This is a genomic window from Ostreiculturibacter nitratireducens (genome assembly GCF_032670585.1).
In the GTDB taxonomy this organism is placed as follows: Bacteria; Pseudomonadota; Alphaproteobacteria; order Rhodobacterales; family Rhodobacteraceae; genus Ostreiculturibacter; species Ostreiculturibacter nitratireducens.
Window position 1 is genome coordinate 557,461 of sequence record NZ_JAVQHL010000001.1, and the last position, 22,754, is coordinate 580,214.

General features: G+C 64.9%; 22 protein-coding genes. 6 read left to right on the top strand and 16 right to left on the bottom strand.

Going from position 1 to position 22,754, the window contains the following annotated elements; all coding sequences use genetic code 11:
• Positions 1-10: 10 nt before the first annotated feature.
• The 12 genes from ABCN56_RS02605 to ABCN56_RS02660 all read right to left on the bottom strand — a co-directional run bounded on the left by ABCN56_RS02605 (position 11) and on the right by ABCN56_RS02660 (position 11,959).
• Positions 11-2,932: a formate dehydrogenase subunit alpha gene (locus ABCN56_RS02605; protein WP_343079210.1), complete on the bottom strand. Its 2,922-nt coding sequence runs from the start codon at positions 2,930-2,932 to the stop codon at positions 11-13.
• 53 nt (positions 2,933-2,985) lie between these two features.
• On the bottom strand, positions 2,986-3,183 hold the full coding sequence (locus tag ABCN56_RS02610; protein ID WP_343079211.1) for a twin-arginine translocation signal domain-containing protein: 198 nt from the start codon (positions 3,181-3,183) through the stop codon (positions 2,986-2,988).
• A gap of 81 nt (positions 3,184-3,264) precedes the next feature.
• Entirely contained in the window at positions 3,265-3,837 is a 573-nt protein-coding gene (locus ABCN56_RS02615) for a TorD/DmsD family molecular chaperone (protein WP_343079212.1), read from the bottom strand.
• A 295-nt stretch (positions 3,838-4,132) separates the two neighbouring features.
• Positions 4,133-4,735, bottom strand: coding sequence for a V-type ATP synthase subunit D (locus ABCN56_RS02620; RefSeq protein ID WP_343079213.1), 603 nt, complete (start codon positions 4,733-4,735; stop codon positions 4,133-4,135).
• Positions 4,728-6,137: a V-type ATP synthase subunit B gene (locus ABCN56_RS02625; protein ID WP_343079214.1), complete on the bottom strand. Its 1,410-nt coding sequence runs from the start codon at positions 6,135-6,137 to the stop codon at positions 4,728-4,730. The genes ABCN56_RS02620 and ABCN56_RS02625 overlap by 8 nt, the downstream gene beginning before the upstream one ends.
• Positions 6,127-7,845 carry a V-type ATP synthase subunit A gene (locus ABCN56_RS02630; RefSeq protein ID WP_343079215.1) on the bottom strand — a complete coding sequence of 573 codons (1,719 nt, stop codon included), beginning with the start codon at positions 7,843-7,845 and terminating at the stop codon, positions 6,127-6,129. Before ABCN56_RS02630 ends, ABCN56_RS02625 begins: the two co-directional genes overlap by 11 nt.
• Positions 7,842-8,471 (bottom strand): hypothetical protein, encoded by a 630-nt coding sequence (locus ABCN56_RS02635; protein WP_343079216.1) that lies wholly within the window; start codon positions 8,469-8,471, stop codon positions 7,842-7,844. The genes ABCN56_RS02630 and ABCN56_RS02635 overlap by 4 nt, the downstream gene beginning before the upstream one ends.
• Position 8,472: 1 nt before the next feature.
• A complete protein-coding gene (locus tag ABCN56_RS02640; protein ID WP_343079217.1) occupies positions 8,473-8,769 on the bottom strand; it encodes a V-type ATP synthase subunit F in 297 nt (98 codons plus the stop codon).
• Positions 8,770-8,779: 10 nt separating this feature from the next.
• Positions 8,780-9,127, bottom strand: a complete 348-nt coding sequence (locus ABCN56_RS02645; RefSeq protein ID WP_343079218.1) for an ATP synthase subunit C — start codon at positions 9,125-9,127, stop codon at positions 8,780-8,782.
• The gene (locus ABCN56_RS02650; RefSeq protein ID WP_343079219.1) at positions 9,124-10,950 is read right to left on the bottom strand and encodes a V-type ATPase 116kDa subunit family protein; all 1,827 of its coding nucleotides are present in this window, start codon (positions 10,948-10,950) and stop codon (positions 9,124-9,126) included. The genes ABCN56_RS02645 and ABCN56_RS02650 overlap by 4 nt, the downstream gene beginning before the upstream one ends.
• Positions 10,950-11,606 carry a hypothetical protein gene (locus ABCN56_RS02655; protein WP_343079220.1) on the bottom strand — a complete coding sequence of 219 codons (657 nt, stop codon included), beginning with the start codon at positions 11,604-11,606 and terminating at the stop codon, positions 10,950-10,952. Before ABCN56_RS02655 ends, ABCN56_RS02650 begins: the two co-directional genes overlap by 1 nt.
• Before the next feature lie 5 nt (positions 11,607-11,611).
• Complete coding sequence (locus tag ABCN56_RS02660) at positions 11,612-11,959, bottom strand: hypothetical protein (RefSeq protein WP_343079221.1); 348 nt, start codon at positions 11,957-11,959, stop codon at positions 11,612-11,614.
• 287 nt (positions 11,960-12,246) lie between these two features.
• Here ABCN56_RS02660 and ABCN56_RS02665 point away from each other — a divergent pair, with 287 nt between their 5' ends.
• A complete protein-coding gene (locus tag ABCN56_RS02665) occupies positions 12,247-12,720 on the top strand; it encodes a hypothetical protein (protein WP_343079222.1) in 474 nt (157 codons plus the stop codon).
• A 148-nt stretch (positions 12,721-12,868) separates the two neighbouring features.
• Here the strand turns inward: ABCN56_RS02665 and ABCN56_RS02670 are convergent, their stop codons facing one another.
• Entirely contained in the window at positions 12,869-13,696 is an 828-nt protein-coding gene (locus ABCN56_RS02670; RefSeq protein WP_343079223.1) for a capsular polysaccharide synthesis protein, read from the bottom strand.
• A gap of 312 nt (positions 13,697-14,008) precedes the next feature.
• Between ABCN56_RS02670 and ABCN56_RS02675 the strand changes: the two genes are divergently transcribed.
• From ABCN56_RS02675 to ABCN56_RS02695, 5 genes are all read left to right on the top strand, one after another.
• The gene (locus tag ABCN56_RS02675) at positions 14,009-14,440 is read left to right on the top strand and encodes a styrene oxide isomerase (RefSeq protein ID WP_343079224.1); all 432 of its coding nucleotides are present in this window, start codon (positions 14,009-14,011) and stop codon (positions 14,438-14,440) included.
• A gap of 191 nt (positions 14,441-14,631) precedes the next feature.
• A complete protein-coding gene (locus tag ABCN56_RS02680; protein ID WP_343079225.1) occupies positions 14,632-15,630 on the top strand; it encodes a zinc-binding alcohol dehydrogenase family protein in 999 nt (332 codons plus the stop codon).
• Between the two features lies 1 nt (position 15,631).
• Positions 15,632-16,000, top strand: coding sequence for a hypothetical protein (locus ABCN56_RS02685; RefSeq protein WP_343079226.1), 369 nt, complete (start codon positions 15,632-15,634; stop codon positions 15,998-16,000).
• A 143-nt stretch (positions 16,001-16,143) separates the two neighbouring features.
• Positions 16,144-17,592, top strand: a complete 1,449-nt coding sequence (locus tag ABCN56_RS02690; protein WP_343079227.1) for a mannose-1-phosphate guanylyltransferase/mannose-6-phosphate isomerase — start codon at positions 16,144-16,146, stop codon at positions 17,590-17,592.
• Positions 17,593-18,076: 484 nt separating this feature from the next.
• Positions 18,077-19,444, top strand: coding sequence for a phosphohexomutase domain-containing protein (locus ABCN56_RS02695; protein ID WP_343079228.1), 1,368 nt, complete (start codon positions 18,077-18,079; stop codon positions 19,442-19,444).
• Positions 19,445-19,728: 284 nt separating this feature from the next.
• On the opposite strand, the gene ABCN56_RS02700 is transcribed toward ABCN56_RS02695, so the two are convergent.
• The 3 genes from ABCN56_RS02700 to ABCN56_RS02710 are packed head-to-tail and all read right to left on the bottom strand — an operon-like array spanning position 19,729 to position 22,674.
• Positions 19,729-20,472, bottom strand: coding sequence for a maleate cis-trans isomerase family protein (locus ABCN56_RS02700; RefSeq protein WP_343079229.1), 744 nt, complete (start codon positions 20,470-20,472; stop codon positions 19,729-19,731).
• On the bottom strand, positions 20,469-21,635 hold the full coding sequence (locus tag ABCN56_RS02705) for a M24 family metallopeptidase (protein WP_343079230.1): 1,167 nt from the start codon (positions 21,633-21,635) through the stop codon (positions 20,469-20,471). Before ABCN56_RS02705 ends, ABCN56_RS02700 begins: the two co-directional genes overlap by 4 nt.
• Positions 21,628-22,674: a pyridoxal-phosphate dependent enzyme gene (locus ABCN56_RS02710; RefSeq protein WP_343079231.1), complete on the bottom strand. Its 1,047-nt coding sequence runs from the start codon at positions 22,672-22,674 to the stop codon at positions 21,628-21,630. The genes ABCN56_RS02705 and ABCN56_RS02710 overlap by 8 nt, the downstream gene beginning before the upstream one ends.
• Positions 22,675-22,754: the final 80 nt, after the last annotated feature.

The window sequence follows — 22,754 nt, forward strand, 5'->3', positions numbered from 1 at the left end:
CGTTCCTCCCTTATGCCCGCTCGATCCGGCAGAGCGTACTCTTCGTTTCCTGCATCTGCGTGACCATGTCGTAGCCATAGGTCTGTGCAGTGTTGCAGGCCTCGCCCAGCACGATCGGGTCCGCACCCTCGGGATACCTGTCCCTCAGGTCCTCGCCCTGGAACTGGCCGCCGAAGTGGAACGGCGTGAAGACCACGCCGCGACCCACGCGCTCGGTCACCATCGCCGCGACCTTGATCTTGGCGCCCGACGGGCTGTGAAGCCAGACCATGTCGTGATCCTTGATGCCGAGGTTGTTGGCGTCGAAGGCATTGATTTCGACGAACATCTCCTGCTGAAGCTCGGCAAGCCACGGGTTCGACCGTGTCTCGTCGCCGCCGCCCTCGTATTCCACGAGACGCCCCGAGGTCATGACCAGCGGGAAGTCCTTGGAATAATCGGTCTTCTGGATCGACTCGAAGGCCGTTGGAAGGCGCCAGAACGTCATGTCGGCGATCGTCGGGTAATCGGCGACGAGCTGGCGGTCGGGCGCGTAGAGCGGCTCGCGGTGGAGCGGAACCGGGTCCGGGAAGGTCCAGACGACGGCGCGGGCCTTCGCGTTGCCGTAGGGCGCGCAGCCGTGCATGATCGCGACGCGCTGGATACCGCCCGAGAGGTCGATCTTCCAGTTCACGCCATCAAGCGCCTCCTGATCGTCGGAGCCGGCCACCATCCTGATCGCGGCCATTTCGTCTTCGGTCAGGTCCTTGTCCCAGCCGAGGCCTCGCAGCATCCCGTAGGTGAACTCGGGATAACCGTCCTCGATCTCGGACCCAACGGGCCAACTGTCCTCTGCAAGGAGGTTGTCGCCGTCGCGTTCGACCCCGAAGCGCGCGCGGAAGCCCATGCCACCCTTCGCCACCGGGATCGACGTGTCGTAGAGCACGGCGGACCCCGTATGCTTCATCTCCGGCGTGCCCCAGCACGGCCAGGGGAGACCGTAGAACTCGCCGTCATGCGGACCGCCGAGGGCCCTGAGGGTCGTCCTGTCGAAGGTGTGCTGATACTTCATGTGCGACTTCAGCCGCTCGGGCGACTGCCCGGTCATGCCGATCGTCCACATGCCGCGGTTCCACTCGCGGGTGATGTCCTCGACGTCGGGCTCGGCACCGTTGACCTTGATGTTGCGGAACATCCGGTCCGCGAAGCCGAACTTCTGCGCGAACAGATAGATGATCTCGTGGTCCACCTTCGATTCGAAGAGCGGATCGATCACCTTCTCGCGCCACTGGATCGAACGGTTCGAGGCGGTCACGGAGCCGTAGGTCTCGAACTGCGTGGAGGCCGGCAGCAGGAAGACGCCGTCCTGACGGTCCTGCAGCACCGCGGTCATCGTCGGATAGGGGTCGATGACGACCAGAAGGTCGAGCATTCCCATGGCCTTGCGCATCTCAGGCAGGCGGGTCTGCGAGTTCGGCGCATGGCCCCACATCACCATCACCTTGGTGTTGTCGGGCTGCTCGAGGTTCTCTTTCGCCTCGAGGACGCCATCGATCCAGCGCGACACCGGGATGCCGGTCTCGTTCATCATGGCCTTCGGCTTGCCGTCCTTGCCAGTCATCGTGGCGAAACGGCCCTTGAGCCAGTCGAGATCCTCTTCCCAGACCCGCGCCCAATGCGCGTAGGCGCCCGCTGTCAGGCCGAAGTAGCCCGGCAGCGTGTCGGCGAGAACGCCGAGGTCGGTCGCGCCCTGCACGTTGTCGTGACCGCGGAAGATGTTTGCGCCACCGCCAGACGTGCCGATGTTGCCAAGGGCGAGCTGAAGGATCGAATAGGCGCGGGTGTTGGACGAGCCGTTCGTGTGCTGTGTGCCGCCCATGCACCAGATCAGCGTGCCGGGGCGGTTGTTGGCCAGCGTCTGCGCGACGCGTTCAAGCTGCGACCCCGGAACACCGGTCACGCGCTCGACCTCGTCGGGCGTCCACTTGGCGACCTCGAGACGGATCTGGTCCATCCCCCAGACGCGGCGGCGGATGTATTCCTTGTCCTCCCAGCCGTTCTCGAAGATATGCCAGAGGATGCCCCAGACGAGCGCCACGTCCGTTCCCGGGCGGAAGCGGACGAATTCGTCCGCATGGGCCGCTGTCCGCGTGAAGCGCGGATCGCACACGATGAGGGGTGCGTTGTTCTCCTCCTTCGCCTTCAGGAGATGCAGCAACGACACCGGATGCGCCTCGGCCGGGTTCGATCCGAAGAGGATGATCGACCGGGAATTGTGGATGTCGTTGTAGGAGTTCGTCATCGCGCCGTAGCCCCAGGTGTTCGCAACACCTGCGACCGTGGTCGAATGGCAGATGCGCGCCTGGTGGTCGATGTTGTTCGTGCCCCAGTAGGCGGCGAACTTGCGAAGCAGGTAGGCCTGCTCGTTCGAATGCTTGGCCGATCCGAGCCAGTAGACGGAATCCGGGCCCGAAGTCTCACGCACTTCGAGCATCTTGTCGCCGATCTCGTTGATCGCCTCTTCCCAGGAAACCTGCTGCCACTTGCCGCCGACAAGCTTCATCGGATGCTTCAGGCGGCGATCGCCGTGGGCATGTTCTCGGACGGACGCGCCTTTCGCGCAGTGCCCGCCCAGGCTGAACGGAGAATCGAACCCCACGCCCTGCCGCGTCCACACGCCGTGGTCCAGTTCGGCAATCACCGAACATCCCACCGAACAATGCGTGCAGACCGTCATCCTGGTTTCCACAGAACCGGCAGTGGCTTCAGCGGTCTGAGCTTCGGCGCGCTGGACCATGCCGCCCGGCAGGGCAGTCATGGCAGTGGCACCGCCAAAGGCGAGCCCCGAGCGCTTCAAGAATGTGCGGCGGTCGACCGCCACGGTACCGAGCTCTGCACCGGCCGAGGACAGCCGGGGGCCTCTCGCAACCCCATTTGTCTTCTTCCTGAGCATCTTACTCTCCGTTGTGAATGTGTTGCCCGAAGGCGGCGTTCAGGAGTGTCCGCTCAGAAGCGGGCACTCTCGTAGTAGGCCCTCACGTGGGCGGTTTCCCGGTAGCTCTCTCCCGGCTGGGATATGGCCGCCTCGGCGGCCTCGGGCACCGCGCCGGTGGCCAACGCGGCCCCTCCGGCGATGGTGCTGACACCGGCGAACTTCAGGAAACCGCGCCGGTCCGTGCGGACCCCTTCGGTCTTGTCCTCCATCGAAGTCTCCTCCCTATGACGCCCCGTTGGACACCCGCGGCAGGCCGGGCGTCTTCGCCTGGCCACGGGGTATGCGCTTCGTCACATCTCGAAGGCGGCAGCCTCGATCGCCATGAACAGCCGCCCGATGCGTCCTGCGGGCGCATACAGTCGGGCCTGAGGCAACTCCTCGAGATCGGCAAAGAAATGCGGCGCCCAGCTTCCGACGTGCTGGGCAAAGAATTCTGACTGGACGGACAGCGGCTGTGGCGCACCGAAGCTGCCGTCGATCAGACCGGCCATCATTTCCATCAGAGCCGCGATGTGATCTTCGGGTTCCTTCACCTCGGGGTTGCGGGCGATCCCGAGAGGTTCCATGTCGGTCCGGAGCCGGGCCAACGGCTTTTCATGAAGGAAACCCGTCAGGTAGTAGGAACCATAGGGCAGCAGAAGCCCCCGGCTGATCCCGACGAACAGAAGCTGGTATTCATCGCTCGCGGCCTCCGGCGTCGTCTCGCGCGCAGCCGCGGCCAGGGCGGAAATCGCCTGCCCCATCTCGGTCTCGTCCCCGGCAAGAGCGGCAAGCGAACTGAGGAACGCACTGTCGGGTGCTCTCGCGAACAACCGGGCCAGCAAACGATACATGCCTGCGCGAAGCTGGTCTGCCTCGTCCATGGCTGTGTGCACCGTTCGGGCTTGCTGCATTGCTGGCATTCCCCCTCATGCGAATGTCACCACCTCTTGCCCTCAAGAGCAAACAAAAAATTAGCACACTTGCGACTTTTGGGGGGCCGCACGGGGATCAAGGCGAGGAAATCCAAGGGATTCCTGCGCATCCTGACCTTGAAACGCGCAAAAGATCCGACGCTTTCACGGGAAACCTTCTCTGCGAAGGGGACGCGAAGGCGCGACCCCATTTACAGGGTTGGATGGGAACAGTCCTTGCGCCGATCGCCCCCGGCAATTGACGCTAGCGCCGCGCGTTCCGGATGCGCAGCGCCTCCTCCTGATCGCTTTCGTCGAGGGCCTCGGTGACCGCTGCGAGGTTCTGTTCCGTTTCCGGCAGGATCACGTTTTCCAGAGCGCGGGCCCGCCTTTCGGTGGCCCGGTATTCGCGAATGAGACGGCGTATGTTCTGGGCGTGAACCGCGATCCGCACAGCGAGCGGCACCAGCTCGCCAAAGGCGCGCCGGCAGTCCTCGGCCACCTCGGAAGCATCCAGCGCCTCGAACGGTCCCGGTGTCTTCCAGCCGGCATCGGGGACTTCGAGAAGGCCGAGTCCAAGGAAATTCCGGGTCCGGAACTGAAGGCCCGTCGCCTGCCCGGCGGAGGAAGGATAGAGGCTCAGGCTTTCCAGACCGTGCCGCCCGATCGCGCCCTTCAGCCTTGCCACCGCCTCGGTCATCGCCTCGTCATAGGATCGGCGCGACGCCCGCCAGTTTTCGAGTTCCTTCAGCAGCGTCGCCGCAAGCAGCATCCGCTTCTCGTCGAGGAACTCGTAACCGTTCTCGAGAAAGCGCTTGTCCTCGGCCAACGCGAGCGCCGCGCCGCGGGTGGGGATTATCTCAGCCATCGCCCGGCTCTGCCTGCTTCTCGGACACGGGCTTGATGTGGCGGGCGATCTGCGCATCCGAAAGCCTCGACAATTCGACGGTCGGCAGCATGGCGAGGATCTTCCATCCCAGGGCGAAGCTTTCCTCGAACGGGCGCATTTCCTTCTGGTGGACGAATTCCGCCTCGAACCGGTCGCCGAAGTCGAGATACAGCCGATCGACATCTGTCAGACCGTCGCGGCCGACGACGCTTGAAAGGATGCGCACCCGTGTCGCGCGGGCGTAGGTCGAAAAAAGCTGCTGCGCCAAAGCGGGGTGGTCCTTGTGCGTGTAGCCCTCGCCTATCCCCTGGTCGATGAGCCGCGACAGCGACGGAAGCACATTCACCGGCGGGTAGATGCCCTTGTGCTCCAGCGTGCGGTCAAGGACGACCTGGCCCTCCGTGATGTAGCCGGTGAGATCGGGGATCGGGTGGCTGATGTCATCGGCGGGCATGGTCAGGATCGGCAGCTGCGTCAGCGTGCCCGGGACGCCCTTGATCCACCCCGCGCGCTCGTAGATCGTGGCGAGGTCGGAATACATGTAGCCCGGATAGCCCTTGCGCGAGGGGATTTCGCCGTGGCTCGCCGACACCTCCCGCAGAGCCTCGCAATAGTTCGTCATGTCGGTGAGCACGACGAGAACGTGGCGGCCCTCCTCGAAGGCTAGGTATTCGGCGGCCGTCAAGGCGTACCGGGGTGTGAGCAGGCGCTGCGCCGAGGGTTCGGAGGCTAGGTTCAGGAACATCGCCGTATGTTCGAGCGCGCCCGACTCCTCCATCGCCGCGCGGAAGTTCTCGGCCGCGTCATGCGACACCCCGATCCCCGCGAAGACGACGGCGAAACCCGCCTCGTCCTCGCCCCTGAGCCGCGCATTCTGCGCGATGCCGGCGGCCAGCCGGTCGTGCGGCAGGCCGCCGGCGGAAAAGATCGGCAGCTTCTGGCCCCGAACGAGGCTGTTCAGGATATCGATGGAGGAAACGCCGGTCTCGATGAAATCCTGCGGCAGGCCGCGCGTCGCGGGGTTGATCGTTCCGGTATCGACGCGACGCCGCACCACTGCGGGCACCGGAACGCCCCCATCGCGCGGTCGCCCCACCCCGTCGAATACGCGGCCCAGTAGTCCGGGGCCCAGCGCCATCGTCATCGGCTCGCCGCGAAACCGGACGGTCACGTCCTCGATGCCGAGGCCCGTTGTGCTTTCGAGAAGCTCCATCACGATGCGGTCTTCGTCCAGCGCAACGATGCGCCCGAGCCGGACGCTGCCGTCGGCGCCCTCGACCTCGACCGCCTCGCCCAGTCCGACGTTGACGACCCGCTTGAGGAAGACCAGCGGGCCTTCGATCGAGGTGACCGCGCCCTTCGTTCGGAGTTCAAACGTCATCGCGGCCCTCCCGTCCAAGGTCTCCGATCGCATTCTCCATCTGCTCGGTCAGCGCCGAGAAAGCTTCCGGATCGCCAGCCGGGATCTCCTCGCCCATCCGGGAAATCCGCCGGAAGACGGGCACCTCCGCGATCGACTGGACCTCAACGCCGCGCGCCACGGCCGCCTCCGCCACGTCGAAGAAGCGCATGAGGACGCCGAGCATGGCCGTCTGCTTTTCCGGCGAGCATGTCCGGTCCGTCACCGAGAACGCCGATTGCCGCAGGAAGGCGTCATCCACGAGGCTCGCGCAAAGAAGCGTCAGCTGTTGCGCCTGAGGCATCGCGTCCCGTCCGACGATGCGCGCCATCCGTTCAAGCTCCGCCTGCGCCTCCAGCAGATCGAGGATCCGCGCGCGCTGCTGGCGCCAGTTCGGATTGCCATGTTCGGTCCACCATCCGGCGAGGCCATCGGCGTCTTCGGAATAGCTCTGCAAGGGATGGATCGCCGGGTAGAAGCGCGCTTGCGCCCGGCCCCGGTCCAGCCCCCAGAAGGATCGGACGTAGCGCTTCGTGTGGCTCGTGACGGGCTCCGAGAAGTCGCCCGCCGGCGGGCTCACCGCCCCGATCAGGGTCAGCGATCCTTCCGCGCCGCCCAGGGTCTCTACCCGGGCCGCCCGTTCGTAGAACTCCGACATGCGCGAGGAAAGGTAGGCGGGATAACCGCTTTCCGATGGCAGTTCACCCAGACGCGCCGACACCTCGCGCAGCGCCTCCGCCCAGCGCGAGGTGGAGTCCGCCATCAGGGCCACATTGAACCCCTGGTCGCGGAAATACTCGCCGACGGTCACCCCGGTGTAGATCGACGCCTCCCGCGCGGCCACCGGCATGTTGGAGGTGTTGGCGACGATCACCGTCCGCTCCATCAGAGGCCGTCCGGTCCGGGGGTCTTCGAGTTCCGGGAACTCGTGCAGGACCTCGGCCATCTCGTTGCCGCGCTCGCCGCAGCCGACATAGACGATCACATCCGCGTCGGACCACTTCGCCAGTGTCTCCTGCAGGACCGTCTTTCCCGTTCCGAAGCCGCCCGGGATGGCCGCACGCCCACCACGGGCCACGGGGAACAGGCTGTCGAGGATCCGTTGGCCGGTGACCATCATCGTGTCCGGCGGGAGCCGCCGCGCCACCGGACGCGGCCGGCGCACGGGCCAGGCGTGGGTCACCGCGATGTCGCGCGTGGCGCCGTCGGGCAGCTCGATGCGGGCGATGATGTCCTCCTTCGCGAAACTTCCTTGCTCCACGCTGACGACTTCGCCCTCCCTGAGATCGGCGGGCACGAGGATGAACTGTTCCTTCGCGGGCCCTGCGACCCTGGCGAGCCGCTGGCCTCCGCGAACGCGATCACCCGCGCTCACCAGCGGCTCCATCTCGTAGGTCTCCGGGGCGTCGTCCGGACGAAGCGGGCGCAGGAGCCCGTCGAAGATGTGCCCCAACAGATGCGGCCCAAGTTGCACCGACAGCGGCGCGCCCATGCCTTCCACCGGGCCTCCGGGGGCGAGCCCGGTCGTGTCCTCATAGACCTGCGCCGTCAGGTCGTCGCCGGACAGGCGCACGATCTCTCCGAGAAGCGCATCACGGCCGACCCGCACCGCCTCGCCCAGGCTGAAGGGACCGTCCCGCCTTGCCCGGATAACCGGACCCGCGACGGAGGTGATGGTCGCCTTGCTCATGGCGTTCCCTCCCTACCCCGTTCGATTTCGGCCAGAAGCGCCGCTCCAGCCTCATTGGCATCGCCCATCAGTGCCTCGATCCCGGCATCAAGACAGGCGTTCCCCGCGCACAGGCGCACCCCCGCCTCGAGGTCCGTGGCCACTTCGAAGTCCGGCGCCTTGCCGGTCCGTTCCACCACCTCTTCGGCCGCGGCCTTTCGCTCGGCTTCGCTCCAGTCCTTCGGGTGTTCGATGACCCAATCCCGGGATACGAGGCGTTCCGACGCCGCACGGACCGCGGCGGCGACCCATGCCTTTCGTGCCTCGGCGTCTGCCCAAAGCGCGGTGAAGGCCGCCTCGAGCGCCGGCACGCCGTCCTCGATGAGAGCGCCGGCCTCGCGTTGCCTCAGTTGCCGGCGGAGCGTGTCGAGCCTCGCTGTCTCCTGGCGCGCTGCGTCGGCGCGCCTGCGGCGGAGGTTCTCGATATCCTCGTGAACACGTTCCCGCGCCCGCCTGTGCGCGGTCCTGACCGCCGACGCCGCCTCTTCCTCCGCCTCGGCGCGCAGGCGATCCAGTTCCTTCCGCGTCGCCGCCTCTATCCGTGCGATCAGTGCCCGTGCCCGTTCCGCCTGCCTTGCATCCACCATCTCACACCTCGATTCCGAGCGCCCTGCGCACCTCCGCCTCGATGTCGGGCACGGCAACCGTTTCCCGAGCATCCGGCACGACCGCGAGCAGCGGGTAGCTCGATTCGAGCAATCCGCGGGCCACGGGTTCGGGCAGGCGCGACAGCATTTCCGCCGTCATCACGATCATGCAGCAATCCTCGCCTTCGGACGCGATGACTTCCTCGAGCCTTGCGGGATCGGGCGAGAAACTTGGCACGCCCGCAAGCCGGAAACCCGCCGCCGTCACGTCATCACCGATGAAGATCACCTCGGGCATGACGCCGACCTCACACCGTGTTCAGGATAAGGACCGCCACGATCAGCCCGTAGATCGCGATCCCTTCCGCGAGCCCCACGAGGATGAGCAGCCGCCCAAGCAGTTCGGGTTTCTCCGTCAGCGCCCCGACGGCCGCGCTGCCGACCATCGCAACCGCGTATGCCGCGCCCAGAGAGGCGAGCCCGGCGGCGATCGCCGCGCCTATCATCGCCAGATCGGCGTGGGCTGACGTCGTCGCCGGTTCGGCCTCCGTCACGGTCTGGGCCAGGGCCGGGTCGATCCAGAGGTACGTCAGCGCGATCGCCAGAGGCAGGGCGAGCGCGATCAGGCCGATCAATGGTGCGGTAAACCGTTTCATGGTGTGTTCTCTCCACTGAAGTGTGAACGGGGAGCCGAGAGCGGGCGGAACTCGCGCCCTTCGGCCCGAAAAAACCGGATGAAGAATTCGAACAGGATCAGACGCGTCGTCTGGATGCCGGTGACGAGGCCCTCCAGTGCGAGGATCAGGAGGTTCCCCACTAAGAGCGCGAGCCAGAAGCCCACCCCGCCGATTGCATCGGCCACGCCCACGATGGCGGCCGACAATCCGGCATGGGCAAGCGCAAAGGCGCCGACACGGGAAAAGGACACCGCGGCCACCAAGAGCCGCATCAGCGCCTCCACGAATTCGGCCGCAGCCTTCGCGGCAGCGGCCGGCGTCCAGCCGCCATCCCCGCCTGCGGCCACGACGGTAAGGCCGAGGCCGACAGGCAACGCCAGGGCCAGGGCCGGCTCGAACCACGCGCCGAGAAGCCCGATGAACGCCAGCACCACGCCTCCGGATTCACCGAGCCAACGCGCCGTGCGCCGGTGCCAGAAGGCTTGCGTGAAATCGAGAACGACACCGACGAGCAGCAGCACCGCACCAAGGACGAGAGCGGCCGCAAGCACCCTGATCGGTTCGTCGAGGGGGTGGAGCCAAAGAGCCGGGATGACATGTTCGAGGCTGAAGACGGATCCGAACATCAACCCGAAGACCATCGCCATCACGCCGCCGGGAACCAGCAGGAACAGCATCGGCATCCGGCGCGACAGCACGAGCCCCGCGACGAGCAGCACCGCACCCTGCCCGACATCCCCGAACATGAACCCGAAAAGCAGCGGCGCGACCACGGCGGTAAGCACCGAGGGATCGACGTCGCGGTTGGCCGGGACGCCAAGGAGGCGGGGGAAGAACTCGAAGGGCCTGAGCCAGTGCGGGTTGTCCAGAACCATCGGCGGGTTTTCCCTCGTGGGATCGCCGAGCGTGACCGCGTAGTCGATCCCCGCCTCGTCCAGCGCTCGGCGAATTTCCACGCCGTCCGGTGACCGGGTCCATCCCGTGATCCTCACCATGTGGCGGGTAGCGCCGACCTCTCCGGAATTTGCCTGTAGCCACTCCAGCACCGCGACGCGGTTCAGCAACCCCGCCAGATCGATCTCCTCGGCCAGGGCGTCGAGGCGCGCCCTGTTCCTGCGGCAACTCGCCCAGGCCTCCTCGATCTCCTCCCGCACCTGGCGCGCGTGCGCCGTATCATCCGTCGAAAGGAAGTCCGGCAGCGGAACCGGGGTCGCCCGCAGCGCGGCCATCCGTGTCGCGACCTCGGCCATTTCGGGCTGACCCGCCAAGGCGATGACGAAGGCGCCGTCCCTGGAGGGGAAGACATCGAACAGAACATCTTCGATCTCAGGGAGTTCCACCTCGGGCCCCTGCAGGAAGTAGATCGCGTGTTCCAGAAGCCGCGCCTGCGTTTCCGTGAGGTGGTGGAGAGGCGTGCCCGCAGGAACCGCTTCGACGAGCTTTCCGATCAGCTCAAGCTCCCCGAGCCGGGCCTCGCAGGCACGCAGGTCCGAAACGACCGGGTCTGCGCGTTCCGCCCAACCGGACAGCTTCTCAAGGGTTTCCTCGAGGACTTCGATCGGGTTTTCCAGCATGGCCCCGGCGTGGCCGCGTGCATCGGGCCAATACGGCCCATACTGCGCTTCCAGTTCCCTGAAGGCCGCGAAGAAACCATCCAGCCGGGGCAGAACCGGCTCGGAGCCGTCGTAAGGGCTGGCCTCCAGCTGCGCCACACCGTGAGCCGCGAGCGTCTGCATCGTGCGGGCAAATTGCCCGCGGCTCGTCAGCAACTCGAACCACGTGGTGGGGCGCGGCCGAAACATCAGGCGCCCTCCACCGGCTGACGGGCGGGAAAAAGGACCGCGCGCAGAAGCGCACCGCGCAGCCGTTCCATCACAAGCGCCATCAGGCCGAGCCAGGCGAAGGCCGCGACGGGTTCCTGGGCCCGCGTGCGGAACAGCGTTTCGAGATGAACCGAAAGGGCGGCCGCGTCGGACTCAGGCCGGGGCGGACCCTCCAGGAACCGGTCGAAGAGCGGGGCGAGATCCCGGACGAGCGCCGGATCGGACACCGGCAGGCGCGAGATGAGCCGCTCTCTCCATGCCTCGGATACCTCAAACTCGCCGACGGCCTCCGCCTTAGACGCTTCGTCTGCAACCAGTTCCGGTGCGCGCCACGCCTCCACCAGCCGGAGATGCGGCAATGCAGTGATCCAGAGGAGAGCCGGCCGCCATTTCTCCGGCACCCAGGATGCCGCCTCAGCCACCAGATCGGCCCAGGACTGCCGCAGCGCCTTTTCGATTGACGCCTCATCGCTTTCCCGCCCAAGCCGCGTGACGAAGGGGACAAGCGAGGTGCGCGTCGTCGCGTCGAGGCTCTGGGCAAAATCGCGGCCGGTCTCAATCATCTGCCATTCGACCGACGTCGGACGTTCAGCCAGCCGCGCCTGCATGCGAACCTGAGCGAATGCGAAACCCACCTGTCTCATGACTTATCGAGTCCCAGGATGCGCCTTGCGAGCCGCATGGCGGCCGCAGCGATTTCATCGGCGCCGGGTCGCGTCGCGAGTTCTTGCCGTTCTTCCTCGAATGCCTCGACCATCCGCGCCTTGTCCGCCGCGATCTTCGCCTGAACCGACCCGTGCAGCGCCTGTATTCTCTGGTCAGCGCGCGACGAGATGCGCCGTCCCTCGGCAAGTCCTGCCTGGCGGATGCGATCCGCCTCCCTGCGCCCTTCGGCAAGTCGCGCATCCGCGGCCTTTTCGCCTTTGAGAACGAGGGCGATGCTGCTCGCCTCGCCCCCACTTGCCTGTGGATCAGCGCCGTCAGTCACTTTTCCTTTTCCCCCTTCATCAGGCGTTCCCGGACGATAAAGAACAATAGACCCCATTTTTCTCTTTAGTTCGAATGTCTGGGCCGACCTTGATCTGGCGCAGACAGACGGCCTTTGTGGCGACAATGGTGCCGCTGCCCAATCGCGAACCCGATCAGGACTTCCGCTTCCGGCTTCTATCGGCAAAGTTCCCTCCGACGCCCCCGTGCGGCCGGAAGGCCCGATCTGTGCTATGATAGTCTGTCCGCTCCTCCATGGAGTGGTCACCGCAAAGGGGGGAAACAGCAATGAAACTCAAACTGTTCTGGACAACCGTTCTGTTCGCGCTTGCTTCTCCTGCTGTCGCCGAGACCTACGATGCCGGCGGCACAGGACATGGCACGGCCATGAACGAGGCAATGCCCGTCTCCGAGGATCTGGTGGTGATCCATGCCGTGTCGCAGTACGATCGGTTCGACACCACCGACCCCGACAGCCCGATGTCCAGCCTGAAAGGCCCCTGCTTCGGCTCGCTCGTCATAAAGGCGGGCCAGGTTTCGGGCGACGGCTATTGCCATTACGCCGACAAGAACGGCGACATGGTCATCATGGCGTGGACCGCCGAGGGCCTGAGCGACGACGGCAGGACGATGGGCTCGTGGTCGGTCGTCGGAGGATCCGGCAAATGGGCAGAGGCTTCCGGGGGTGGCGGGTTCCTCGCCGGTGAGGACGCCGCCGGAGTCTACACCAACGAGATCACGGGCGAGGTAATGCTCCCCTGACAGGAGCCGTATAGCCCGATCGTATCTCGGCACCCGTATCACTGCTCCGCCGATCGAGAGCGTTTTCTTGGGAGGCGCGGGGCGAGCAGTGACGCTTAGGGCAACGCGGCGCCTTGCCAGCATCAGAGGCGCTCAGGCGTCACGCCAGCTAAGGCCGATCGGCATCCGAAAAGGAAACCCGTCTTTCCGCAAAATCCAGAACCTTTGAAAAAATCTCCGGCTTCCGCCAGTTCAGCTTGTGAATTGGAAAGGAAGAAAACAGATCGGCGATCCTGTCGGTTCCCAAATTCCCGCTCGACTTGGCACATGCAGACTTCAGTCGGCCGGCTGGAGCACTGGAAACCTTCCTGACTTTTTTCCATTCAGCCGCGCAATCCGCACGTGTCTTGAGGAGCTGCTCGAAATGGTAATGCAGCACGTGATACGGGTAGAATTCTGATCGTCCAGCGACGTCTTTTCGGGCAAAGCTGGCCGGGGCCACCATGCGCCTTAACTCCTGCCGCATGCGGACATGGAGCGGTGCTTTCTTGTTGGGCCTTCTCGGGCTTCGGAAATAGTCCACATAGATCTCGCGCCACCGCTTCGCGATCAAGCTGTCTGGCGTCGCGCTGAGGAACCAACTGGATATGAGGCGGTCTCGATGCCGATTGGTGAAGGCGAAAAAGTGGGCCCGAACGAGATGCTCATCGAGCCAGGTTCCGACAGGCACGGACGGAAGCATCGTTGCATCCGCCCAGATCCCTCCACGGTCCGCAAGCAGGATCAATCGCACGAGATTCGAACGGACCTGCATGGTGAGCGACGTGGGGTCGATGCCTTCGGCAGAAATCAGATCATCGACCTCCTGACCTGAAACGAGATGCACCGATTGCGGCCCATGCATCTCGGTCCAGATGCGGTTGATGCGACGTATCATGTCAGGGGCCTCTTTCAGACCCTGATACCACATCATGTAGATCGGCGATGCTGACAACATCTGGGAAGCCGCTCACCTCAGCTTCAGATGGCCTTTGTTCCCTAATCCGACAGGCATCTTATCGCTTCCGGATGAATGCACAACCAGCCATCCATAGAGACCAGAGCAATAACGTCGAACTTCTTCATTTCCCCGCGCATCCACCTTGGCGGAAAGAAGGCAATCGAAGCCCCGTCGACTCCACCTTGTCGCGATGGAGCGTGAGTGAGCGTCCCCTTGAAAGGAATTCCCCCGACGCTGGCCATTTCTTCCGATGGCGACGCGCCTTAGACTGATCCGCAGGCTCGGGTCTCGAACGCGGAGAGTGGTCGGATGGAACAACAAACGCTGTCCATGGTTCTGGCCCTCAACGGCGCTTTGGTCCTGGTGTTTTCCATGACGGCCGGACTCGTTCTGTACCGAAGGATATTGTCGAGGAGCAGGCCCGAGGACTGGCATCTTCTGCACGCCGGCGGCAGCACCCGGGGCGTCATGCTGATCGCCCTGGCGGCGACGGTCCACCTTGCGGCGCTTTCGGACCGGGCGCTCTTCTGGGCGTCGATGCTGGTTCTCTATTTCGCCTGGGCTTCCGTTCTTGCGATGTTTCTGAGGGCTCTCACCGGCGAGCAGGGCTACCAGTTCTCCGGCACCTTCATGAACCGGGTGACCTTCCTGCTGTACGCTTCGGGTGTGGTAACCGTCTTCGCCGGTTTCGGCTGGTGGATCCTCGGCCTCCTGCGCGGGTTGCAGTTGGCGGCGGGATAGACCCGATACGCGAATGCCAATTGCCGCTGGCCCCTGAGGGCGCGCAGAACCTCCCTGCGCGGCCTTGCCGCACTGCCGCTTCGGAAAGACTGCCATTTGCGTTTGACGCCTGCGGCATTTCCCAAATGATGTGAAAAAGGGAGCGAGGCCGCGGCGCCTCTTCTGGCACGGGAAAGACGGAGCATCCGAAAATGACCGCCAACGCGATGAGAGTCCTTGTCTGCGACGAACCGGGCCGGCTGACCGCCACGACCCGGCCGCGCCCCGAAGACAAACCGGGCCACCTGCGCGTTCAAATCGCGGCCATCGGGATCTGTGGCACCGATTATCACATCTACGGCGGCAATCAGCCCTACCTGGCCTATCCGCGCGTCATGGGGCACGAGTTGTCGGCCCGCGCCATGGCCGACAGCACGGACGGGCGGATCAGGCGCGGTGACCTGGTCGTCGTGAACCCCTACCTGACCTGCGGCACCTGCAATGCCTGCTCCATCGGCAAGCCCAATTGCTGCGAGAACATCGCCGTCCTTGGCGTCCACACCGATGGCGGCATGTGCGAGGAAATCGTCGTTCCCGAGGGCAATCTTTATCCCGCCAACGATCTGACGCCGAAAGCGGCGGCGATGGTCGAATTCCTTGCCATCGGCGCCCATGGCGTGCGCCGTTCGGCCCTTGCGGAGGCAACGAGCGCACTGATCGTCGGCGCCGGACCCATCGGCGTCGGCGCGGCGCTGTTCGCGTCGATCGCCGGGGCCAGGGTCGTTCTGCGCGACACCTCGGCAAACCGCCTGGCACTCGCGAAGGCCATCGTGCCAAGTGCCACGACCGAACTCGTCTCAGAGGCGCAGCCGGCGGTCTACGAAACCGTCTTCGACGCGACCGGCAATATCGATGCGATGAACGCTGGCCTGAAATGGCTCGCACATGGCGGCAGCTACGTCCTGCTTTCGCTCGTGAAGGGCGACCTGAAGTTCGCCGACCCGGAATTCCACAAGCGCGAAACGACCCTGTTCGCCAGCCGCAACGCGCTGAAGGCCGATTTCGAACATGTCATGGACTGCATGGCCCGGGGGCTCGTCCCCGTCGAGGCCATCGGGACCCACCGCACCACGCTCGAAGGCGCGGTCGAGGACCTGCCGAAATGGGCCGCCGACCGGGGCACGGTGGTCAAGGCGCTGATCGAGCTTTGACATGAGCAGGATCGTCACCCCTACCGTGCAGTTCGGCTCCTCGCGTTTCCTGCAGGCCCATGCCGACCTGTTCTCTTCCGAGGGCACGCCACCCCGCGCGGTCACTGTCGTGCAAAGCTCCGGCGACCCGGTCCGGGCCGCGCGGCTCGGCGCGCTCGCCGCGCCCGAGGGCTATCCCGTGCGCATTCGCGGCCGGAAGAACGTCCGGACCGTCGACGAGGAACTCCGCGTCATCACGGGAGAGGCGGAAGCGAACCTGTCCAACACGAGCGACGCCAGTTGTGACCCAAAAGCCGCCGAAGGCGACCGGGCACCGTCGCAGGACCGGCGGCGCACCGCGGGTGAGACAAACAAGGATAGGTCCAAGTGAGCGAAAAGGTTTCGCGCGCAGAAGAACGCCCCTGAATCCGTCGTCCCGATGGACCAGAGGCCGGTCATGCACTAACAATCAAATCGGACCACTCAGGTGGGGCTGATCAAGGCCAACCGCACAGATCATTCGACGAACGACACGTGGACAAGCCCATTCACCCAACAATTCTCTGTGGTGGCTCCGGCACTCGGCTTTGGCCTCTGTCGCGCAAATCCTATCCAAAGCAGTTCGTCCAACTGGTCGGAAACGAGAGCCTGTTTCAGGCGTCGGCCCGTCGCGTTCACGGCGACGGATTTGCGGCGCCCTGCGTGATTACAGGTACAGATTTCCGCTTCGTCGTGCTTGAGCAACTCGCTGCGCTGGAAATCGCGCCTGCGGAAGTACTTATTGAACCCTCGGCCCGAAACACGGCGGCGGCAATCTGCGCGGCGGCCCTGACCCTTGACGCCAAATCGCCGGGCGCAATGATGCTGGTCGCCCCCTCGGACCACGTCATCCCCGATGCAGAGCGCTTTCGCGCAGCGGTGGCAATGGCAGCAACGGCCGCTGAGGCCGGAGACCTGGTGACTTTCGGCATCCGCCCGGACCGCCCCGAAACCGGCTATGGCTGGCTGGAACTGACCGCGAGGCCAGATGCCGAATTCAGCGCCACGCCGCAGCCACTGAAAGCCTTCGTCGAAAAGCCCGACATCTCCACAGCCGAAAGCATGTTGGCAGGGGGAATGCATCTATGGAACGCGGGGATCTTCCTGTTCTCGACGACCGCAATCCTTGAGGCTTTTTCCCGCCACGCGCCAGCCACCCTTGCCGGTGTCCGCGCGGCGGTCGAAACAGCCGAACGCGACCTGGGCTTCACCCGTCTTGCCGTCGAACCATGGTCGGAACTGGAAGATATTTCGATCGACTACGCCGTCATGGAGCGGGCCCAGAACCTGACCGTCGTGCCCTTTGGGGGCGCGTGGTCCGATCTCGGGGACTGGCACGCCGTCTGGCGTGAAAGCGGTCCCAACGCGACCGGGACCGTCGCAAGGGGCATGGCGACCGCCATCGACTGCAGCGACACGCTTCTGCAGGCAACCAGCGATGCCCAACAGCTCGTTGGCATTGGCCTCACCGACATCATCGCCGTTGCGATGCCAGATGCCGTCCTGGTTGCGCACAAGGACCGCGCGCAGGACGTGAAGCTGGCGGTGCAGAGGCTCAAGGCCAAGGGGGTGACCCAAGCCGATACGCTGCCCCGCGACTACCGTCCCTGGGGCTGGTATGAAAGCTTGGTGATCGGCCCTCGCTTTCAGGTCAAACGCATCGTCGTCCATCCGGGCGGCAGCCTGAGTCTGCAAAGTCATCACCACCGCGCCGAACATTGGATCGTGGTCGAGGGTACGGCCCAGGTGACCGTAGATGATGCAGTCAAACTGGTGACGGAGAACCAGTCCGTTTACGTCCCGCTCGGGGCCGTCCACCGCCTTCAAAACCCTGGAAAGGTTCCTCTGACCCTCATAGAGGTCCAGACCGGCAGTTATCTCGGGGAGGATGACATCATCCGCTACGAGGATGTCTACGCGCGCGGCCAGGGAGCGAAGGGATAGGCTTCACTGTGAAGCCACGTATTGGAAAACCGTAATCTAGCGATGGACCAGAATGCACCTTGCTGTCATCGGTTCACCGTGCGCTGACCCCGCGAATGCGGAACTCCCGGCCAGGGCCAATGGGTGGGTGCCCTTAAGAATCCCGAAGTGGCACACATCAATCGCCACCCATCAAGGACCAACCGAAGTTCGGGACGTGCCGTGCAGTCCAGCAGAGCCTACTCCCGGACTTGCCGGAAGAATGTCGACTTCAGATGCCGTTTCCGAAGCAGAGGGATCACCCGGGAGCATTTCGGCATGAGGTAAAGGTCATCAATGCAGATCGGTCTCCCGATGACATTCCCGACACGGAGGACAAAGCCTCCACTGGAGCATCATTTGGCACCGAACTGTAATGTTTTCTCCGGCCCGGATCGACCCAAGTCGATCTTCAACCGAAAGCAACGCTCGACGAGCAGCGCCTCAGAATCGAGAAGGCGAGTTCATGGATGGCAAGCTGACATGCTTCAAGGCCTACGACATCCGCGGCCGCCTCGGCCATGACCTCAACGCAGAGATTGCCTACCGGATCGGGCGCGCGTTCGCACGCGTCCTGAGGGCAGGAACTGTCGTGCTCGGCCGAGACGTCCGGGCGTCTTCGGAAACCTTGGCCGAGAGCGTGTCTCGGGCCCTCGTGGATGAAGGCTGCAAAGTGCTGGATCTGGGTTTGTCCGGCACGGAAGAGATGTACTTCGCGACGAGCCACTTCGACGCTGATGGCGGGATATGCGTTACCGCGTCACACAATCCGATGGACTACAACGGGATGAAGCTGGTGCGGGCAGGTTCGGCCCCGCTTGATTCCGTGTCGGGACTGGCAAGGATCAAGGCAGAGGCGGAAGCGAATGACTTTGGCCGCCCGGTTCCGGGCGGTCGGATCCTGAACGTCTCTCGCGAAGCACGGGACGCCTATGTCGCGCGGGTCATATCTTTCGCAGAAGTCTCTGTTTTGCGTCCCTTACGGATCCTCGTGAACGCCGGGCACGGCGCGGCAGGTCCGACGTTTGACGTGATTGCAGAACGCCTAAAGGAGCTAGACGCCCCGCTGTCCTTCGTTCGCACATGTCATGAGCCGGATGGAACCTTCCCCAAGGGCATTCCCAACCCGCTCCTGCCGGAAAACCGACCCGCAACCGCGGAGGCCGTCCGATCGTCCGGTGCCGACTTCGGCGTCGCCTGGGATGGTGATTTCGACCGATGTTTCTTCTTCGATCACCGTGGAGACTTCGTGGACGGGGAATACGTCGTAGGCTTGCTTGCCGAAGCATTTCTGGCGAAATCTCCCGGCGCGACGGTCATTCACGACCCGCGTGTCATATGGAATACGCAAGACATCGTCGCAAAGTCCGGCGGAAAGGCTATTCCATCTCGCACGGGACATGCCTTCATCAAGCAGGCAATGCGTGACGAGGAGGCCATCTACGGCGGCGAAATGTCCGCTCACCATTACTTCAGGGACTTCTGCCATTGCGATTCAGGGATGATCCCATGGCTCATCATCGCAGAGCTCGTCAGCAGGTCCGGACCGCTTGCTGATCTGGTTGCCGACCGCAAGACAGCCTTCCCGTCCTCGGGAGAAGTGAACTTCACTTTGGAAGATCCAACGGCGGCCATTGCGAGAGTTCGCGACACCTTCCAATCCCTCGCGCGCCGCGTGGACGAAATGGATGGTCTCAGCTTCGACATGGGCGAGTGGCGGTTCAATCTGCGCAGTTCCAACACGGAACCCGTTGTACGCCTGAATGTCGAGGCCCGCGGCAACGCCGCCCTGGTCTCTGAGGGGGTCGAGAAGGTCAAGGCATTGCTGTTTTGAACCATGTCGTTCGAGGAGAGGTCTGAAACGCGCGGATCCTGCGCCACGGTGGCGGGGCCGGCTTCGTCACCAGACAGCCACTGCTCTGCGGCCTGCGCGGCCGTGCAGGCCTTGCGTTCTTCACGACCTCTTCCATGAAGCTGGTGGCGCAACCCGGTGCCGAAGGTGTGGAGCCGGCCGCGGCACGCCGAGGCGCCAGATCCAGGCTCGGCGTCGGTCTGCCTCCGCTTCTTCAAGAGCCGCAGCCAAGCCATTCGCGGACCCCGGATGCAAATGCCGCCGCATCAGAGGCGGAAAAGGCGTCCGGGTGCGGTATCCGCCACGGCAGCCTCCGAGCTGCGTGCCATGTGCCATGCCAGCGCCTGGTTGCTGCTGACCACGGGAATGCCCAGTTCCGCTTCCAGCCCGTCGATGACGTCGAGCGTGCGCAGGTTCGTGCAGGACAGGAACACCGCCTCGATCCCCGGCTTTCGACCGATTGCCAGCGCGGCTTCGCGGATGGATTTCGGGTCGATCCGCGCCACGCGGGCCTCGATCTCTTCGCCGAAGGACAGCGTTTCCGGCACCTCGAAACCGCCGGCCTCGAAGGCGCGGCGGATCGGGCCGGCGACCGAGGCGATATACGGCGAGACGATGCCGATCCGCCGCACGCCAAGCGCCCTCATCGCGGCCAGCGCGGCGGTCAGCGGGTTCGTCACGACCCTTGTCGTGGCGTGGGCCCCGACCAACTCGGCCACCCGTTCCGCACCGATCAGCGTCGTCCCCGAGGTGCAGGCATACCCGACCGCATCGAAACTCGCCGCGGGCGGCAGCAGCGCGGCGGCGGCAGGCAGGTGGGTTTCCATCGTGGCGATGGTGTCGGGGGTCAGTTCGGCACCAGATGGCACGCGGCTTACATAGAGCGCCACCTCCGGCGCGGCGAAGAGCCGCCGGAAATCCTGTTCGATCGTCTCGTCCACCTGCAAGACGATCAGCCCAAGCGTGCGCGCGCCGATCGGGCCGGTCAGGTCGTAGGGAAAGTCGCTCATGCCTCTATCTCCGGCAGTTCGGCGGGGGCGCGGGTGGATAGCAATTCGCAACCGTCCGCCCGCAGAACGAGGTTCTCCTCGTGCACCATGATCGTGTCCGGGGCGATGCACACACCCGGTTCCAGGGTCAGAACCATGCCCTCGCGCAGCGGGGTGGTATCGAGCGGCGTGAAGGACGGCCACTCCGTCAGCGTGATGCCCAGCCCGTGCCCGAGACGCCCGCCGCCGGGATCGGCCCCTTCCCTTGCCAGTGCCTCGGTCAGGATGCGATGGACATCGCAGGCCAGCATGCCCGGTCGCAGGGTTTCAAGCGCGGTCTCCGTTGCCCGATAGAGCGCGGCGTGGGCGCGCTTCGCGGCGTCTGAGGCGCGCCCGATGGCATAGTTGCGGTCGAAGTCGCAGAAATACCCGTCGCGGACGGCACCTGTGTCCAGCATCAGGATATCGCCGCGCGCCAGGGGTTGCGGCCCGGCGGGCGAGATCACGTCGCCATAGCCGCCCTGCCCCGCGCCTCCGGCGACATAGCTGACCCAGTCCGCCCCCTCATCGAGCAGGGCGATCTGGAAGGCGCGGAACACCTGGTCAAGCGGTGTCCCCTCGCGCGCGAATTCAGGCACCCGCGCATAGGCTCTGTCGGCAATCGAACAGGCCGTCCGTATCTTGGCGATCTCTGCCTCGGTCTTTATTTCACGGACGCGCTGGACCGTGTCGGTGGCATCGACGAAGCGGCGCGGCGCGATCCTTGCGGACACCTGAAGATAGTCGGCCATCGGCATCCGAACATGGGTCTCCAACCCCATCGGCACGCCGATCCGGCCCTCTGTCGGAACCGTGCCGCACAGGGTGTCGGACAGCAGGCTGACCCCGTCATCGCGCGGGTCGGGAGCGCTCCACGTGCGGATGTCCCGCATCCACGTCCGCCGCATCAGATCCGCCCCGATGGAGGGGATCACCGCCACGGGATCCCCTTGCGCGGGGACGACGATGAACCACGGGCGCGCCGGGCTTTCCCAGAAGCGCGTCAGGAAACCGGTGACGTAGAACACATCTGCCGGCGCGGTCAGAAGCAGCGCATCGAGCCCGTCCTCATCCATCTTGCGCTGAAGACGCGCGACGCGCTCACGGTACTCCCCGGCGGGAAAGATCAACGAATTCTCATGCATCGACAGGTCCCTCGCTGATGATCGCCAGAACGCGCGCGTCTGCGTCAAGGTCAAGCCCGCTCAGGAGAGCAGCGAGTGCCGCCCCGCCGGAAGGCGTGGTTTCCAGGCCCACTTCGGCCAGTTTCGCAATGCCCGAGGCAGCCTCTTCCTCGCTGATCGTTACAAAGAGATCGGCATCGCGCGCCAGCCCCGCAAGCGCGATCATCGAGGGGGTCTTGCAGTCCAGACGCCCCATATCGGAAACCGGCCCCTCGGTCGTCACGATCCTGCCCGCGCGGATGCTTTCGATCAGGGCGGGCGCGGCTTCGGGTTCGACCACGATGATGGTGGGGTCGTCCCCCCAGACGCTTCGGGCGTGGGCCGCAACCGCCCCCGCCAATCCGCCGACACCGGCCTGAAGCAGGATGTGCGTGGGCGGCGCATCGATCTGCGAGACGGCCTCGGCGGCCATTTGCAGATACCCCTCCATCACCCGCAGCGGCAATTCGGTGTATCCCGGCCACGAACTGTCCGAGAGCAGCGTCCATCCGTTGGTGGCCGCCGCCCTTTCCGCCGCCGCCATGCTGGCCTCGTAAGTCGCCCCCTCGCGCACCGGCTGCGCGCCCATTGCGGCAAGCCGCGCGACGAAGGCTTCGGGGACCGCTTCGGAGAGGTAGATCACCGCCTTCGCTCCGAACACACGCGCGCCGGCGGCGACGGAGAGGCCGTGGTTTCCCGCGCTGGCGGTCACGAAGACCCGACCCACGAGCGAACTGGCCCAATCGTCGTCGCGGACCGCCGCTGCCGCCTGCCTCGCAATGGCATAGGCGGCGCCAAGCGCCTTGAAACTCCCAAGCCCCATACGGCCGCGCTCGTCCTTGACATGGATACGCGCGACACCTGCCAGCCCTGCAAGTTCGGGCACGTCGCGCAGAGGCGTTTGGGCATGTGCCGGGCACATCCCCAGCAGCCGCGCCACGGCACTGGCATCGCTGAGAGGCAGCGGTGAGAGTTCGGGCAATCCCTTGCCCCTGTGAGGGTTCACAAGCATGTCGCGCATGAGGCGTCTCCGCGTTTCCGGATTTCGCCCAAGATAGCGGCTGCGCAGAACCCGTTCCCGGATATTTCGGCCTCCGACCA

Excerpts from the sequence above, each read along its gene's own strand:
- ABCN56_RS02635 (WP_343079216.1), bottom strand. The coding sequence starts at position 8,471 with ATGGTGGATGCAAGGCAGGCGGAACGGGCACGGGCACTGATCGCACGG.
- ABCN56_RS02665 (WP_343079222.1), top strand. The coding sequence starts at position 12,247 with ATGAAACTCAAACTGTTCTGGACAACCGTTCTGTTCGCGCTTGCTTCT.
- ABCN56_RS02645 (WP_343079218.1), bottom strand. The coding sequence starts at position 9,127 with ATGAAACGGTTTACCGCACCATTGATCGGCCTGATCGCGCTCGCCCTG.
- ABCN56_RS02605 (WP_343079210.1), bottom strand. The coding sequence starts at position 2,932 with ATGCTCAGGAAGAAGACAAATGGGGTTGCGAGAGGCCCCCGGCTGTCC.
- ABCN56_RS02640 (WP_343079217.1), bottom strand. The coding sequence starts at position 8,769 with ATGCCCGAGGTGATCTTCATCGGTGATGACGTGACGGCGGCGGGTTTC.
- ABCN56_RS02710 (WP_343079231.1), bottom strand. The coding sequence starts at position 22,674 with ATGCGCGACATGCTTGTGAACCCTCACAGGGGCAAGGGATTGCCCGAA.
- ABCN56_RS02670 (WP_343079223.1), bottom strand. The coding sequence starts at position 13,696 with ATGTTGTCAGCATCGCCGATCTACATGATGTGGTATCAGGGTCTGAAA.
- ABCN56_RS02695 (WP_343079228.1), top strand. The coding sequence starts at position 18,077 with ATGGATGGCAAGCTGACATGCTTCAAGGCCTACGACATCCGCGGCCGC.
- ABCN56_RS02700 (WP_343079229.1), bottom strand. The coding sequence starts at position 20,472 with ATGAGCGACTTTCCCTACGACCTGACCGGCCCGATCGGCGCGCGCACG.
- ABCN56_RS02680 (WP_343079225.1), top strand. The coding sequence starts at position 14,632 with ATGACCGCCAACGCGATGAGAGTCCTTGTCTGCGACGAACCGGGCCGG.
- ABCN56_RS02610 (WP_343079211.1), bottom strand. The coding sequence starts at position 3,183 with ATGGAGGACAAGACCGAAGGGGTCCGCACGGACCGGCGCGGTTTCCTG.
- ABCN56_RS02675 (WP_343079224.1), top strand. The coding sequence starts at position 14,009 with ATGGAACAACAAACGCTGTCCATGGTTCTGGCCCTCAACGGCGCTTTG.
- ABCN56_RS02620 (WP_343079213.1), bottom strand. The coding sequence starts at position 4,735 with ATGGCTGAGATAATCCCCACCCGCGGCGCGGCGCTCGCGTTGGCCGAG.
- ABCN56_RS02705 (WP_343079230.1), bottom strand. The coding sequence starts at position 21,635 with ATGCATGAGAATTCGTTGATCTTTCCCGCCGGGGAGTACCGTGAGCGC.
- ABCN56_RS02685 (WP_343079226.1), top strand. The coding sequence starts at position 15,632 with ATGAGCAGGATCGTCACCCCTACCGTGCAGTTCGGCTCCTCGCGTTTC.
- ABCN56_RS02650 (WP_343079219.1), bottom strand. The coding sequence starts at position 10,950 with ATGTTTCGGCCGCGCCCCACCACGTGGTTCGAGTTGCTGACGAGCCGC.
- ABCN56_RS02625 (WP_343079214.1), bottom strand. The coding sequence starts at position 6,137 with ATGACGTTTGAACTCCGAACGAAGGGCGCGGTCACCTCGATCGAAGGC.
- ABCN56_RS02615 (WP_343079212.1), bottom strand. The coding sequence starts at position 3,837 with ATGGACGAGGCAGACCAGCTTCGCGCAGGCATGTATCGTTTGCTGGCC.
- ABCN56_RS02630 (WP_343079215.1), bottom strand. The coding sequence starts at position 7,845 with ATGAGCAAGGCGACCATCACCTCCGTCGCGGGTCCGGTTATCCGGGCA.